This window comes from Aeromonas sp. BIGb0405 (assembly GCF_024807335.1).
GTDB lineage: Bacteria > Pseudomonadota > Gammaproteobacteria > Enterobacterales > Aeromonadaceae > Aeromonas > Aeromonas rivuli.
The window spans coordinates 22,617-36,434 of record NZ_JANUEP010000016.1 but is presented as its reverse complement, the minus strand read 5'-3'; the positions used below and the strand labels follow the sequence as shown (position 1 = coordinate 36,434).

At 55.8% G+C, this 13,818-nt stretch carries 12 protein-coding genes; 8 read left to right on the top strand and 4 right to left on the bottom strand.

Going from position 1 to position 13,818, the window contains the following annotated elements:
• Positions 1-205 precede the first annotated feature (205 nt).
• The 6 genes from M2366_RS19095 to M2366_RS19070 all read left to right on the top strand — a co-directional run bounded on the left by M2366_RS19095 (position 206) and on the right by M2366_RS19070 (position 7,631).
• Entirely contained in the window at positions 206-2,746 is a 2,541-nt protein-coding gene (locus M2366_RS19095) for an SLBB domain-containing protein (RefSeq protein WP_259270421.1), read from the top strand.
• A gap of 48 nt (positions 2,747-2,794) precedes the next feature.
• A complete protein-coding gene (locus M2366_RS19090) occupies positions 2,795-3,754 on the top strand; it encodes a Wzz/FepE/Etk N-terminal domain-containing protein (protein WP_224431185.1) in 960 nt (319 codons plus the stop codon).
• A gap of 86 nt (positions 3,755-3,840) precedes the next feature.
• Positions 3,841-4,086 carry a hypothetical protein gene (locus M2366_RS19085; RefSeq protein ID WP_259270420.1) on the top strand — a complete coding sequence of 82 codons (246 nt, stop codon included), beginning with the start codon at positions 3,841-3,843 and terminating at the stop codon, positions 4,084-4,086.
• 67 nt (positions 4,087-4,153) lie between these two features.
• Positions 4,154-4,798 (top strand): YjbF family lipoprotein, encoded by a 645-nt coding sequence (locus tag M2366_RS19080; RefSeq protein ID WP_259270419.1) that lies wholly within the window; start codon positions 4,154-4,156, stop codon positions 4,796-4,798.
• Positions 4,795-5,544 carry a capsule biosynthesis GfcC family protein gene (locus M2366_RS19075; RefSeq protein WP_259238093.1) on the top strand — a complete coding sequence of 250 codons (750 nt, stop codon included), beginning with the start codon at positions 4,795-4,797 and terminating at the stop codon, positions 5,542-5,544. The genes M2366_RS19080 and M2366_RS19075 overlap by 4 nt, the downstream gene beginning before the upstream one ends.
• Positions 5,544-7,631, top strand: a complete 2,088-nt coding sequence (locus tag M2366_RS19070) for a YjbH domain-containing protein (RefSeq protein ID WP_259270418.1) — start codon at positions 5,544-5,546, stop codon at positions 7,629-7,631. Before M2366_RS19075 ends, M2366_RS19070 begins: the two co-directional genes overlap by 1 nt.
• An 82-nt stretch (positions 7,632-7,713) precedes the next feature.
• On the opposite strand, the gene M2366_RS19065 is transcribed toward M2366_RS19070, so the two are convergent.
• From M2366_RS19065 to trmB, 4 genes are all read right to left on the bottom strand, one after another.
• The gene (locus M2366_RS19065) at positions 7,714-9,006 is read right to left on the bottom strand and encodes a sulfurtransferase (RefSeq protein WP_224431190.1); all 1,293 of its coding nucleotides are present in this window, start codon (positions 9,004-9,006) and stop codon (positions 7,714-7,716) included.
• Between the two features lie 28 nt (positions 9,007-9,034).
• A complete protein-coding gene (gene glsB / locus M2366_RS19060) occupies positions 9,035-9,955 on the bottom strand; it encodes a glutaminase B (RefSeq protein ID WP_224431191.1) in 921 nt (306 codons plus the stop codon).
• Between the two features lie 81 nt (positions 9,956-10,036).
• On the bottom strand, positions 10,037-10,369 hold the full coding sequence (locus tag M2366_RS19055) for a 50S ribosome-binding protein YggL (protein ID WP_042041064.1): 333 nt from the start codon (positions 10,367-10,369) through the stop codon (positions 10,037-10,039).
• A 15-nt stretch (positions 10,370-10,384) separates the two neighbouring features.
• The gene (gene trmB / locus M2366_RS19050) at positions 10,385-11,098 is read right to left on the bottom strand and encodes a tRNA (guanosine(46)-N7)-methyltransferase TrmB (protein WP_042041065.1); all 714 of its coding nucleotides are present in this window, start codon (positions 11,096-11,098) and stop codon (positions 10,385-10,387) included.
• A gap of 256 nt (positions 11,099-11,354) precedes the next feature.
• On the opposite strand from trmB, the gene M2366_RS19045 reads away from it, so the two are divergent.
• Positions 11,355-12,431: a M28 family metallopeptidase gene (locus M2366_RS19045; RefSeq protein WP_259270417.1), complete on the top strand. Its 1,077-nt coding sequence runs from the start codon at positions 11,355-11,357 to the stop codon at positions 12,429-12,431.
• A gap of 181 nt (positions 12,432-12,612) precedes the next feature.
• Complete coding sequence (locus M2366_RS19040; protein WP_224431193.1) at positions 12,613-13,794, top strand: PLP-dependent aminotransferase family protein; 1,182 nt, start codon at positions 12,613-12,615, stop codon at positions 13,792-13,794.
• Positions 13,795-13,818 lie beyond the last annotated feature (24 nt).

The window sequence follows — 13,818 nt, the reverse complement described above, 5'->3', positions numbered from 1 at the left end:
AATAGGCCCAGTTCCTTTCAGGGTGTGATGCACAGCAATAGTTAATATAGTCAACATGGAATGTCAGATACGTTCTGGCAACCATTTCTAATAGTTAGAACAAACACATTTCAAGGCTTTACCAAAAATGAAATTCATAACAGCGCCATGGATACTTGCTGCGGTTAGCTTAAATGCGTTCGCCGCACCGCAAATAAGCCCACAGATGATGGAACAGTTCAAGCGTCTATCGCCTGTAGAACAGCAATCATTGGCAAAACAATATGGTATATCAACAGAGCAACTGAAAAGCACAAGCGCCATTACCCCTGTCACGCCATCAGTCCCTGTTGCAGCCCCACGTGAACTCGATTACACCCAGGTATCCCAACGTCCGCTCATTGCTGGTGTGGCGCAACCCGGAGACTTACAGCCATTTGGGTATAATGTATTTGCCGGTGAGCCCATCCTGGATGCCCCTATTACCGACATGCCAGTTGCAGATGACTATGTTATTGGCCCTGGAGATGAAATTCATGTTCAACTCTACGGTAAAGAAAATGCGGTTTACGATTTGAGTGTCGGCCGGGAAGGCTTTATTGATTTTCCCAGTCTCGGCCCTATCTCCGCCAGTGGCTTAACCTTCCAGCAATTCAGAAGTGACCTTGAATCCAGGATCAAGGAGCAGATGATTGGTGTAAATTCCTTCATCAGCTTTGGTTCAATGCGTTCCATGCAGGTGTTTGTCATGGGAGACGCCTACCGCCCAGGTGCTTACAATGTCAGTGGCATGGCGACCGTGACTCAGGTATTGCAGGCCGCTGGTGGCATAGACACAGTCGGTTCCTTGCGAAAAATCCAGGTAAAACGCGCAGGGCAAAAAATCATCGATGTGGATCTCTACAAGATGCTTGTCTGGGGTGATACCAGCCAAGACATCCGTTTACAGGCCGGAGATACCGTGTTTGTGCCTGCCAAGGGCAGTGAGGTCGCCATCAACGGGCTGGTCAAGCGCCCCGCCATTTACGAGCTGAGGAATTCGGCACCACTGGCGGATGTGCTCGCACTGGCTGGCGGCGTCAAAGCCGCCGCGTTGCAAGAAGTTTCCGTAGAACGTCACACCGACAGCGGTCTCAGGGTATTCAACCTGACACTGGCCAACGCCCATGATCGCCTGTTCAGTATTCGGGACGGGGACAAGATATCGGTCAAACCGAGCAGCACCGAATATAGCCAGGCCATTGTGGTCAAAGGCGCTGTGGTTCGTGACGGCGTCTATAGCTTCTCTCCCGGTACTCGGGTCAGCACCATCTTGCAGAGTGTTGAGCGAGACCTCATTTCGGCTACCGATTTGAGTTACGCACTCGTGGTCAGAGAGATTGATTCCCAACGTAATATCAACGTGATTCAATTCAACTTGGGCAATGCCCTGCAACACCCTGGTGGCAAGGATGATGTCCTGCTTCAGGCCCGGGATCAGGTGCTGGTGTTCCGAAATGATGCTACTGACCGCCTCAGAGAGACAGCCACAACCTCAACCAAGGTGAAGGATCTCAAGGCGAAGTCTCGAGAACTGGACAACGCTGCCATGATGCGCACAGATGCATCCACCGGCGCCAATGTCACAAACGATGAATTGAATACCGATAGCCAGATCAAGCTCTCTTCACTTTCCGATAAAACCGCAACAGATGCCGTTGTGGCGGACTCCAGACAAGCCTTGTTGGCGCCAGTCATCGAGCGCCTGAAAGCGCAGTCGACTCAGGGCCAGCCGGTCAAAATCATGGAAGTCAGGGGGGAAGTGAAATACCCGGGCCTCTACCCACTGACCGAGAGCAGTCGCATGTCCGATGCCATTCTCGCCGCCGGTGGGTTCAATGAGCAGGCCAACATTGTCGAACTGTCCCGCGTCAATGAGCGTGGTGACAGCATCCTGGTCCAGAATGAGCGGTTCCCCCTGGACACAGCCAATAGCCCGTACAGTTCGCCCCTCCTGCAATCCAAAGACAATATCAACGTCCTGCCCCACCCACAGTGGCGGGAAGAAGCGACCGTCCAGGTCTTCGGTGAAGTGAAATTCCCCGGCACATATACCGTCCGACGCGGAGAAAGCCTGCACGATCTGATCGAGCGGGTGGGTGGCATTACTGCCTACGCCAATCCCAATGGGGCGATATTTGCTCGTAAGGCCTTGCGCCAGCAGGAAGAACAACGGTTGGTGATGCTGCGGGATGAGCTTCGCCAAGAAATATCGACCATGACCTTGCGCAGACAGAGCACCATTGCCAACTACAGCAGCTCTCCTGCCGAAGCCATGACGGTTGTGAATCAACTGGAGAACAGCAAGGCCATTGGGCGGATGACCATAGATATGCCAGCACTGCTCTCCGGAGAAAAGCAATCCGATATATTGCTGGAGGATGGCGATAAATTATATATCCCGACCATGCAGAATGTGGTCTCCATCGCAGGGATGGTGCAGTTCCCATCAGCTCACATATACAAAGGGGATACCAACATCAATGAATATATCAGTCTTGCTGGCGGAACAAAGAAGCAGGCCGATACCGATCGCGTCTATGTGATAAAAGCCAACGGCAGTGTGATGTTGCCTAATGACAGTTGGTTTGGTGGACGAAAGAGTCTTGAGCCTGGCGATACCATCATAGTCCCGGTGGACTCTGATTATCTGGACAACCTGAGCATTATGTCCTCAGCAACTCAGATCATGTATCAATTGGGTGTGGCCTGGTCCGCAATAAAATAATGCTATTGAACGCATCAGTTCATATTCCATAGGACTCATTACATCATAATGGAAGCACAAAAAGTGAATGTCATTCCCTTACCGAGAGATATGTCTCCGGTAAGTGATGAAATTGACCTGCGGGAGTTAGTGGTTGCCTTGTGGCATGGCAAGTGGTGGATTTTTTCCACCACTTTCATTGCCACCGGTCTCGCCGTCGCCTTCGCACTCTGGAGCCCCAATATCTATCGCGCCGAGGCCTTGCTGACTCCCTCTCTTGAGCAGCAAGGTGGTGGACTCTCCGCGCTGGCATCCCGCTTCGGTGGGCTAGCCAGCCTGGCTGGTGTCGATCTTGGCAACAAAGGCGGAGATAAGGCCTCGATAGCCATCGAAGTGGGCAAATCACGGCTGTTTCTTGGAGATTTCATCCGCCACCACCAGCTGGCTGTCCCTCTGCTCGCCGCTACCGGTATGGATAAAACCACCGGCGAGTTGATCATCGACCCTCAGATCTACGATACGGTGACCCAGAAGTGGGTGCGCGAATTACCTGCTGGCAAGTCACCCGAGCCCACGGACTGGGAACTGATCAAGGCTTTCAGGGGGCTGGTCTCCCTCAATAGCGATCCCAAGACCGGATTGTTGACAGTCAACGTTGACTTTTATTCACCACAACTGGCCAAACAGTGGGTGGACTGGTTGATCAATGATCTCAACCACACCATGAAACAACGGGATCAAGAGGAGGCAAAGCGCAATATTTCCTATCTGACCGAGCAATTATCCAAAACCTCCGTCGCCGATATGCAGAAGGTTTTTTATCAACTGATCGAAGAGCAGACCAAGACCTTGATGCTCGCCGAGGTCAATCAGGAATACGTATTTAAGGTACTTGATCCTGCCGTCATCGCCGAAGAGAAAATAAAACCAAAACGGGCACTGATTGTTGTATTGGGTGCACTATTGGGCGGCATGTTGGGAGTGATGATAGTTTTGGTTCGGTTTGCATTCCGTCATGATAAAAAATAATGGATGCAAATTAACCAAAAACGATGGCTTGCCATCATAATAGAGTAGAACGAACCTCGACTATTCTGATTTTATAAGGGAAATATATGAAGAAGAGCGTTTTGATTATGACTGCCCTGCTGGCCCTGTCCGGCCAGACCATGGCTGCCGAGACTGGTGGTGCTGCTGCCGGTGCAGGTGCTGCAGGCAGCGCTGCCGCTGGTGGCCTGACCGTTGGCGCCATCGCTGTTGGTGTCGCCGCTGCGGCTGCCATCGGCGTCGCCATCGCCGTTGCCAGCAACGACAAAGACGACAACAGCTCCACCTCGACTGTGACCAGCACAGCTCGTTGATATTACGATTTAAAGACTGCCTGAGGGCAGTCTTTATTTTTATACCGATTCATTCAGCGATGTTTTTATGCTAACTAAGCGCATTATTGTAGTGTTATCAATGTTGTTGTTTGGCTGTGCAGACAACAACGTTGATAGCTATCAGCAACTTAAATTTCTTCTCTCCGGAAATGAAGAAATAACTATCACCCCAGAAGCCATCAATAAACTCCCTTATGCCAGTGCATATGTCACCGTAGATGACAGACCAAAAATATTCGTCGTGCTTGCGTTTGCAGATGAAAATAGGTTGTCCTGGGTTAGCAGCGACAGGGGCATGATAGTGACCGAGCATGGTAGAATTACCAAAACATTGAAACTGGAAAATGATCTTCATTATTATTCCAGTACGATGAAGGACCCCTTGATTCAAGCATCCATCGCCTCGGGTGCACAGTTCAGTTACAGCGCCGAATGGGCAAAGGATCGTCGCAGTGGGAGAAGCATGCGCAGTGTATTCCGCCAGCTCGCGGATGAAAATCTGGATATCAATGGCACCATCATTGCGACCTCCCTCTATGAGGAAACCGTGCAGTCGATAAAAGATGATCAAATATGGAATAATTATTACTGGTTGGACAAAAAGTCTGGTCTGATCCGAAAGACCGTTCAAAAGCTAGGCCCTGACAACAGCACCATAGAGATGGTCTTTACCAAGCCTTACGCATCATGAAAAAAATAATACTCTCGTTATTGATAGGCTATACGCCCATTCTTCACGCTGACAGTGTTACCAAAGTAGTCTTAGGTAATGTCAATGGCACCACCATCTCCCTTTCGGATAGTCAGCGCCTTGAACAGCTACTGAATAACAGCCAGCTACCTGACCATATCTATTGGCCTGCCGCCATTATCTCATCCCCCGCAGAAGAGCGTGTGGTCCAGCAAGCCAAGGAATTATTGCTCAGCGATGTGAAATCGCTCCAGGTGATATGGATGAGAGAGCATCAAGGCGGTCTGGTTCAAACAACCCAGCAACTGTTGCGAGAGCTGGATCAGCTTGATGTCACCGGCCGAATTGATATAAAGCTGGATCCCGATCTCAGCAGAATTGAACCTGATAACAACCCCCGCTTGAGCGGCAACTACTCATTGTATGTCTCTCCTCGGCCATCCCGTTTATATTTGATGGGTTTAATCAATAGCCGCAAGTCATTGCCTCATGAGCATGGCAAAGGTTTGGCTGAATATTGGCAGGGCCATAGCTTGTTGGCCGGAGCCAACCCGGGTGAGGTATATCTCATCCAGCCAGATGGCAGCACCCAGTTATCACCTGTGGCCGTATGGAATGAATACCATATAGAACCCATGCCCGGTGCAACACTGTTTGCCGGGTTCGATCCCGAATTGCTGCCAGCCAAATTTAAAAACATCAATCTCCGTATTGCCGAAATGATTGCTAATCGGATACCCGAGTAATGCTAACCAGAATCGCCACTCTCTCTATTCTTGTCTCTCCTATCGCTTGCGCCAATACTGATAGTTTCTCCCCTGCCTTTCCGACCCAGAGTGACTTTGGTGGTGTAGGTCTGCTCCAGATGCCAACGGCGCGCATGGCCCCAGAAGGTGAGTTCTCTTTCAACTACATGGATAACCAGGAATATCGACGATGGTCTATCTCCATGCAACCATTCGACTGGCTGGAAGCCACCCTGAGATACACCGACATTCGCACCCGCCTGTATAGCAATGATGAGAGCTTCAGTGGCGATCAAACCTATAAAGACAAGGGGCTGGATGTCAAAGCCAGGCTCTGGAATGAATCCACCTGGCGCCCTCATGTCTCTGTCGGGCTTCGCGATGTAATGGGGACCGGACTCTTTGATAGCGAGTACATCGTTGCCAGCAAGCGCTATGAGAACCTTGATTTCACCCTGGGCATGGCATGGGGAAACATGGGGCAGAGTGGCAACATCAAGAACCCCTTCTGTGAACTCCGCGATGGCTGGTGCCAACGGGACGACGGGTTCTCGGGCAGTGGTGGCAAATTTGAATTTGGCAGCCTGTTCCATGGGCCTGCCGCTCTCTTTGGCGGAATAGAGTACCAGACGCCCTGGCAACCATTGAGGTTGAAGCTTGAATACGATGGCAATGACTACAGTCACGAGTCGGCGGGCGTCATCACACAAAGCACCCCCATCAATGTGGGCATAGTCTACCAGCCCTATGATGCTCTCGACATGCACCTCAGTTATCAGCGCGGCAACACGCTGATGTGGGGGATGACACTGCATACCAATTTCAACGATCCCTCCTTGTCGCTGCCAAAGCTCATGGATCCCCCGGTTCCGGCCTATCAGACCAGCGAAACGGCCTCTCTGGATGAGGTGGACTGGCAAGATTTGTCCTCCCAGCTGGCCGCCAATGCTGGCTGGCAAGAGGTCTCCCTCTACGGTGATGACGACACCCTAACCCTGGTGGGTGAGCAGACCCGCTTCCGGGAGCAGGCTCAGGGCGAGCACAGGGCTACCATGCTCGCCGTCAATGAACTGCCTGCGTCGGTGAAGCAGTTGCGGATGATCGAGCAAAAACAAGGGATGCCACTGCAGGAGACCCGCGTCGATCTGGACTCGGTGCGCCGCGCCAACAGCGATCTTCCTCTCGGCCAGAAACAGGAGATCAAGGTCAGCCGGCAATCACCGACCCAGGTTCAGGGAGCACGGCGCCATGAGGCGGAGCCCCGCTCATGGAGTTTCAAAATTGTGCCCAAACTGAACCAATCCATCGGGGGCTCAGAGAGCTTTTACATGTATCAGGTCGGGTTGAATGCCAATACCGACTGGTACATGACAGATCACAACTGGCTGAGCAGCACGCTCTTCTTCAATCTGTTCAACAACTATGACAAGTTCAATTACACGGCTCCCCCGCCCGATGGTGAGGCCTTGCCCCGGGTCAGAACCTGGATCCGGGAATATGTCACCTCCTCAGATGTGCTGCTGAATAACCTTCAGCTCACCCATATGGATAAATATGGTAAAGATTGGTACGCCCAGACATATGGCGGCTATCTGGAGATGATGTACGCCGGGGTCGGCGGTGAAGCCTTGTATCGCCCCTTCAACCAATCCTGGGCCATAGGGGCAGATCTCAATCTGGTGAAACAGCGGGACTGGGAAAACACCCTCCAGCTTGCTGACTATCAGGTGGCGACCGGCCATGTCACCACCTACTGGCAGCCGGAGTTTCTCGACAAGGTGACGGCCCAGATCTCGGTGGGTCGTTACCTGGCAGGGGATTATGGTGCCACCCTCAACTTCGCCAAGCAGTTTGATTCGGGCATCAGTGCCGGTTTCTTTGCGACCTTCACCAATGTGTCGGCAGAAGAGTACGGTGAAGGGAGCTTCACCAAGGGGCTCTACATCACCATCCCGTTCGACCTCATGATGTTCAAGTCCACCATAGACAGCGGCACCATCAGCTGGGTCCCCCTGACCCGGGACGGGGGTCAGATGCTGGCCAGAAAGTACGGGCTCTACAGCCAGAGCAGTGTCGCCTCCTTCTGACATGAAATGACAATCCGTCGCAGATAAAAAAAGCACCTTCCATGAAGGTGCTTTTTTATTTCTGGCGCACGAGTCTCTGCGGTCAGCCCTTTGGCTTGCGCTCACCGGTGATGGTCGGATTCTTGGGATCAGAACTCCATTCGTACCAGCCGCCGTCGTAGACGCTGATCCGCTTCCAGTCCATCAACCAGGCGTAGAAGAAGGCCTCGGAGGCGCGCCAGCCGGTGCCGCAATAGAAGGCGGTCTGATCCTGTGGCGCTATCTGCCACTGCTGCCACATGGCCAGAATTTCACTCGATGGCTTCATGGTGCCATCCGGATTGTGGAAATCGCTCATGCTTTGCGAGTCAACACCGCCATGACCCCACTTGGCGCCAGGAATGTCACCCTTGGGTTCGATATAGCTGTAACCCGAGGTCTCGCCGATGAACTCGTCCCAGGTACGGATGCTGACCAGCTCGCCATCGGACTGCTTGAGCAAGGCCTTGGCCTGTTCGGTCGAGGTGAGGTACTCAGGGTGCACCGGGATCTTGGCACCGAACGACTCGGCAGCCTCGTACTGGTGCGGCAGGCCGGTCTTGGTGCGCAGATGGGCGATAAACCAGGCTTCGATGCCACCATCGAGCAGACGAACGTCCTTGACGCCGGCGTACATCATCAGATGAGCGGCGCGGGCAGCAGCCATGGTGTTGCGACCATAGAGCACCACAGTGGTGTCATGACGGATCCCATTCTCCAGCAGCAGCTTCTCAAGATCGGCATCGGACACCTTGTTCCACAGCGGCTCCTGCTCCAGGCGATTGGTATCGATGTAATCGGCCCCCGGAATATGGCTGATCAGAAACGCCTTGGGCGCCCCCCAATCCACTTCGAACAGTTTCCAGTCGCCCTTGGGAGCGGCCACGACGGGTTTGCCCGCCTGCAAATCCGCCAGCCACTGGGGATAGACCAGTTGCTGCCAGCGCACCAGGCGCTCTCGCTTGGCCTCTTGCCAGCCTTTGAGCTCGTACAGCTGATGGAAGCCGCGCATACGCAGCATCCGCGCCACCTCGGCCAGGCCACGCTCGCTGCCATAGAGGGCGACCGGCTTTCTGGCATCCAGCCCTTTGTCACGCAGTGCCTGGGGCCACTGCTCGTCATCATATTTCCAGTCCGCAGACAGGCTGACCGCCCCCGATACATGGCCGCCCTGACTCTCCCCTTCCATGGGCCATCCCTGATAGAAGTGGCTGGGACGGGTGTCGACTATGATGGCGCCCTGAGCCTTGGCCTCCTGCATGGAGAGGGGGGCCAGCTCGCCCGCTTGCGCGGAGAAGCTGCACCAGAGCAGCAGGCTGGCCGAGGCCGCCAACAGCTGCCGAATCGCGTGTTTCATTGACTTGCTCACTTATGATGAATGGCAGTTAAAAGATGGAGCGGCCGAGGCGCTCGGACAGTCGCTCGAGCGCCGCCGTGCCTGCCAGAGAATTACCGGCCTTGTTCAGTTCGGGTGACCAGACACAGACACAGAGCTCACCCGGGATCAGCGCCATGATACCACCGCCGACCCCGGATTTACCCGGCATGCCGACGCGGTAGGCAAAATCCCCCGCTTCGTCATAGAGGCCGCAGGTGGCGAGCAAGGCATTGACCTGTTTGGTGGTGCGCGCCCCCAGCAGCGGCTCGCTCGCTCCGAGTGGCAGGCCACGATTCGCCAGATAGACGAAGGCGCGCGCCAAGTCGACGCAGCTCATGCGAATGGCGCAGGCGTTGAAGTAACTCTGCAGCACCTTGTCGACTTCATTTTCAAAGTTGCCGTGGGACTTCATCAGGTAGGCGATGGCGGCATTGCGGGCCGAGTGTTGGTATTCGGACTTCGCCACCACGGCATCCGCGACGATGGCTGGATTGGCCGCCAGGCGGCGCACCAGCTCCAGGGTGCGTTGACGGGGCGCCGTGAGCCGGGTTTCCAGCAGATCGCTCACCACCAGGGCACCGGCATTGATGAAGGGATTACGGGGTATGCCTTGCTCAAACTCAAGCTGAACCAGCGAGTTGAACGGCTGACCCGAGGGCTCCTTGCCAACCCGGGCCCAGATCTCCTCTTCCCGGTAGAGGGTGAGGGCCAGAGTCAGGCTCAGCGCCTTGGAGATACTCTGGATGGAGAAGGGTTCGAAAGCATCACCGGCGGTAAACAGTTCGCCCCCCACCGTGTAGACCGCCATGCCAAGCCTGTCGGCCGGCACCTGGGCCAGCGCCGGAATATAATCTGCCACCTTGCCTTGCCCCAGCAGGGGACGCACTTCATCAAGGATGCTTTCCAATAATTGCGATGACAACTGCATTGAGAGGTTCCACGACTCAAACGGGGCGATCTACCCCACAGACAAAAATCCCGCCAGCGGCGGGATTTTTCATTCGGCCAATCAGGCCGGTTCGCCATACCAGAGGTCGAACAGTTCGGTGACCTCGACGGCCTCCATGCCTTTGGCTTCCAGCCAGCCCTTGAGAACGGCTCTGTCCTCATCGGTGCATTTGCCCAGCGCCTGGGTGCAGATCATGCCTTCCCATGCCAGGTGGCCGGAACCGGCGAATGCCAATTTACGCGGCTCAATCACCTCATCGATCAGGGCATCGATGACGGCATCTATGGTCGCTTCGGCGGTGTTGACCGGGAAGTTAAAGCTCAGATCGAATCCCATTTCCTGGAACTCTTCGACGCGCAATTTCTTACGCAGACGGCGACTACGGTTTGCCATGACAGCTCCTCAGGTTCAGTTAACGCGTTTAAAAATCAGATCCCAAACCCCGTGACCAAGACGATGGCCCCGTTGTTCAAATTTGGTCAGCGGACGCCACTCGGGACGCTCCACCCAGTTGCCCGCGGGCGAGGTGTTCTCATAGCCTTCGGCAGCGCTCATCACTTCCAGCATGTGCTCGGCATAGTTTTCCCAGTCGGTGGCCATGTGGAAGACGCCACCTATAGCAAGCTTCTGGCGAATATCCTGGGCAAAGGCAGGCTGCACGATACGACGCTTGTGATGACGGCTCTTGTGCCAGGGATCCGGGAAGAACAGCTGCAGACAAGCGAGCGAGCCATTCGGGATCATGTGTTCCAGCACTTCGACCGCATCGTGGCAGATGACGCGCAGGTTGGTGACACCGGCCTCCTGAGCGCTGCCGAGGCAGGCGCCGACGCCGGGGCTGTGCACCTCGATACCGATAAAGTTCTTCTCGGGAGCTTGCTTGGCCATCTCGACCAGGGAGGTCCCCATACCAAAGCCAATCTCCAGCACCACGGGGGCATCGCGACCAAACAGGGCGACGAAGTCCAGCGGGGCAGTGTCGAAATCGATCCCCATGACTGGCCACTGTTCGGCCAGAGCCTTCTCCTGACCCTTGGTCAGGCGGCCTTCACGACGGACAAAGCTGCGGATCTTGCGCATGAATTTGCCGTCTTCATTAAATTCGTCTTGGGTCACTGGCATATTGGATCACTCGTTATTTCATCAATCTGGGTCACAGCCGACATGGGTTGCTCGTTATTTCATCTATCGGCAGAAACTGGGTAGCGAATTATCCCAAGATGGGCCCAAGGCGCAAGTCTTTCCGACAACTAATGACCGAGCCGCGCCCATCCTGTGCTGCTCAATGGACAATTGCCAGCTGGCTCACAGTATCAAAGGCTTCATAAGGGCATGCTGTGCCGCGATAATAAAACCATATACAACAAAGGATTGCAGTATGAACAAGACCCTTGTCGCCCTCAGCCTCGCCGCCCTGTTGGCCGGTTGCAACACCTCCAGCAATGAGTCAGAGGCCCCGGCTGCCCCGACGCCAGCCGAACAGGCCTTCGAATACCTGACCCAACTCAGCTCGAGTGCCGAGGGCATTGGTGCCCGTCCGACCGGCAGCGCCGCCGAGACCCGCGCCGCCGACTGGATCCAGGATAACCTGGCCGGCTGGGGCTATGAGGTCGAACGCCAGCCGTTCAGCTATCAGCGCCGCGGGGAGGAAAAATCATCCCAGAATCTGATCGCCGAACTCAAGGGTGAGAGCGATAACGTCATTCTCATCGGAGCCCATTACGACAGTACAGGGGAAGATCTGGGGTCGGAGGGGGCCACCGACAATGGTGCTGGCGTGGCCGCCCTGCTGGCAGTCGCCGAGGCACTCAAGGGCCAGACCCTGCCTTATACGGTACGTTTCGCCTTCTTCGGCGCCGAGGAGAACGGCCTCAACGGCGCCAAGGCCTATGTTGCCAGCCAAGATGAGGCCGCCATCGCCCGACTGCTCGCCATGGTCAACTACGACACCATCGCCGGGGGCGACATCGTCTACGTCCACTCCGCCCACTCGGATGAAGCCGAGTATGGCTGCGCCGAACCGGCCCGTTACAGCCATGATCCCAAGGTACGGGATCGTCTGCTCGCCATCTCGGAGCTGAGCCAGACCCCGTTCGCCATCCATCCCAGCTATGCCGGCTACCCGGAAGGGGAAACCGGCAGTTGGTCGGATCATGCCCCCTTCGCCTGCCTCGGGGTGCCCATCGCCTATGTCGAGGCGACCAACTTCACCATCAATGGTGCTGATGGCTTTGATGGTTACTCCCAGAGCACCCACCCGGCGCTGTGGGATTGCTACGACGAGGGGAGCAAGAGCGCCTGCGATCGGGACAGCGAGACCCAGTGGGGCAAGATCTGGCACACAGAGCACGACCGCCTCGACAAGATGGCCGAGCTCTTCCCGGGCCGGGTCGAGCAGCAGCTCGGCGCCAATACCGACATCATGATCCGCTTCCTGCGCGATCCTGGCTTGTAACAGGCCCCCCAGCCGTTTTGGCGAGGGGATGCCAAGCCGGGACGATAAAATGTGGGCAGGTGCCAAAGCTGCCCTTTTTTATCGATTTTTCCACCAGCCATTGCCTCAATTTTTAAATCTGATACAAACGGATAACTTGGCGGTTGAATGGAGCGACCGCCCACCAGTCAGAGAGAGTACTATGCAGCCGTTTTTTGCCCAGCGTTTCGAGAAGGTTGAACCCTCCTTCATCCGCGAGATCCTCAAAGTTGCCGCCAATCCGGAGATCATCTCCTTCGCCGGCGGCCTGCCCAATCCTCATCTGTTCCCGGTCAAGGCCATCGACCAGGCCTGCCAGGACGTGCTGCGCGAGCAGGGTGCCGCTGCGCTGCAATATGCCGCCACCGAGGGCTTCGCCCCACTGCGCCAATATATTGCCGACCGCTACCTGGCGCGCCATGGCATGACCGTCAACCCGGACAATATCCTGATCACCAGCGGCTCCCAGCAGGCGCTGGATCTGCTGGGCAAGGTGCTGGTCAACGAAGGGCAGGATCTCATCATCGAGGAGCCGGGTTATCTCGGCGCCATTCAGGCCTTCTCCGTCTATCAACCGAACTTCCGCCCCATCACTCTGGGAGAAGAGGGACTGGATCTGGCTGCGCTGGATGCGCTGCTGGCCGAGGGCTCCACGGCCAAGCTGCTCTATGGCGTGCCCAACTTCCAGAACCCGAGCGGTGTCTCTTATAGCCGTGCCAACCGCGAGGCGTTGGCCGAACGGCTGGTGCGTCATGAACTGCTGATGGTGGAAGATGACCCCTATGGCGAGCTGCGCTTCGAGGGTGAGCACCTGCCCCCCATCGCCAAGCTGGCGCCAAACAATACCGTGCTGCTCGGCTCCTTCTCGAAGACGGTGGTGCCCGCGTTTCGTCTCGGCTGGATGCTGGTACCGGACTGGCTGCGCAAGAAGGTCACCATCGCCAAGCAGGCCACGGATCTGCACAGCAACGCCTTCAGCCAGCAGGTGCTGCACCGCTTCCTGACCGACCACTCGCTGGATGCCCATCTGGAGAAGATCAAGGAGGTCTATGGTCGCCAGCGCGCCGCCATGGAAGCCGCCCTGGCTCGTCACTGCCCGCCGGGGGTGAGCTATACCCGTCCGGAAGGGGGCATGTTCCTCTGGCTGACCCTGCCCGCCAGCATCTCGGCCATGGCGCTGTTCGATGAGGCGATCAAGGAGAAGGTCGCCTTCGTGCCCGGCGCCCCCTTCTATGTGCGCCCCGAGATCCAGAACACCCTGCGCCTGAGCTTCTCCTGCGTGGACGAAGCCACCACAGAGGAAGGCATCAAACGACTGTGCAACGCCATGAGGCGCATGCTCTAAGCTCCTCTTTACCAATAAAAAAGC

What these genes read in the sequence shown, in the direction of transcription:
- trmB (WP_042041065.1), bottom strand. Translation starts at nt 11,098, where the DNA reads ATGCCAGTGACCCAAGACGAATTTAATGAAGACGGCAAATTCATGCGC.
- M2366_RS19055 (WP_042041064.1), bottom strand. Translation starts at nt 10,369, where the DNA reads ATGGCAAACCGTAGTCGCCGTCTGCGTAAGAAATTGCGCGTCGAAGAG.
- M2366_RS19080 (WP_259270419.1), top strand. Translation starts at nt 4,154, where the DNA reads ATGCTAACTAAGCGCATTATTGTAGTGTTATCAATGTTGTTGTTTGGC.
- M2366_RS19040 (WP_224431193.1), top strand. Translation starts at nt 12,613, where the DNA reads ATGCAGCCGTTTTTTGCCCAGCGTTTCGAGAAGGTTGAACCCTCCTTC.
- M2366_RS19075 (WP_259238093.1), top strand. Translation starts at nt 4,795, where the DNA reads ATGAAAAAAATAATACTCTCGTTATTGATAGGCTATACGCCCATTCTT.
- M2366_RS19070 (WP_259270418.1), top strand. Translation starts at nt 5,544, where the DNA reads ATGCTAACCAGAATCGCCACTCTCTCTATTCTTGTCTCTCCTATCGCT.
- M2366_RS19095 (WP_259270421.1), top strand. Translation starts at nt 206, where the DNA reads ATGATGGAACAGTTCAAGCGTCTATCGCCTGTAGAACAGCAATCATTG.
- M2366_RS19090 (WP_224431185.1), top strand. Translation starts at nt 2,795, where the DNA reads ATGGAAGCACAAAAAGTGAATGTCATTCCCTTACCGAGAGATATGTCT.
- M2366_RS19045 (WP_259270417.1), top strand. Translation starts at nt 11,355, where the DNA reads ATGAACAAGACCCTTGTCGCCCTCAGCCTCGCCGCCCTGTTGGCCGGT.
- M2366_RS19085 (WP_259270420.1), top strand. Translation starts at nt 3,841, where the DNA reads ATGAAGAAGAGCGTTTTGATTATGACTGCCCTGCTGGCCCTGTCCGGC.
- glsB (WP_224431191.1), bottom strand. Translation starts at nt 9,955, where the DNA reads ATGCAGTTGTCATCGCAATTATTGGAAAGCATCCTTGATGAAGTGCGT.
- M2366_RS19065 (WP_224431190.1), bottom strand. Translation starts at nt 9,006, where the DNA reads ATGAAACACGCGATTCGGCAGCTGTTGGCGGCCTCGGCCAGCCTGCTG.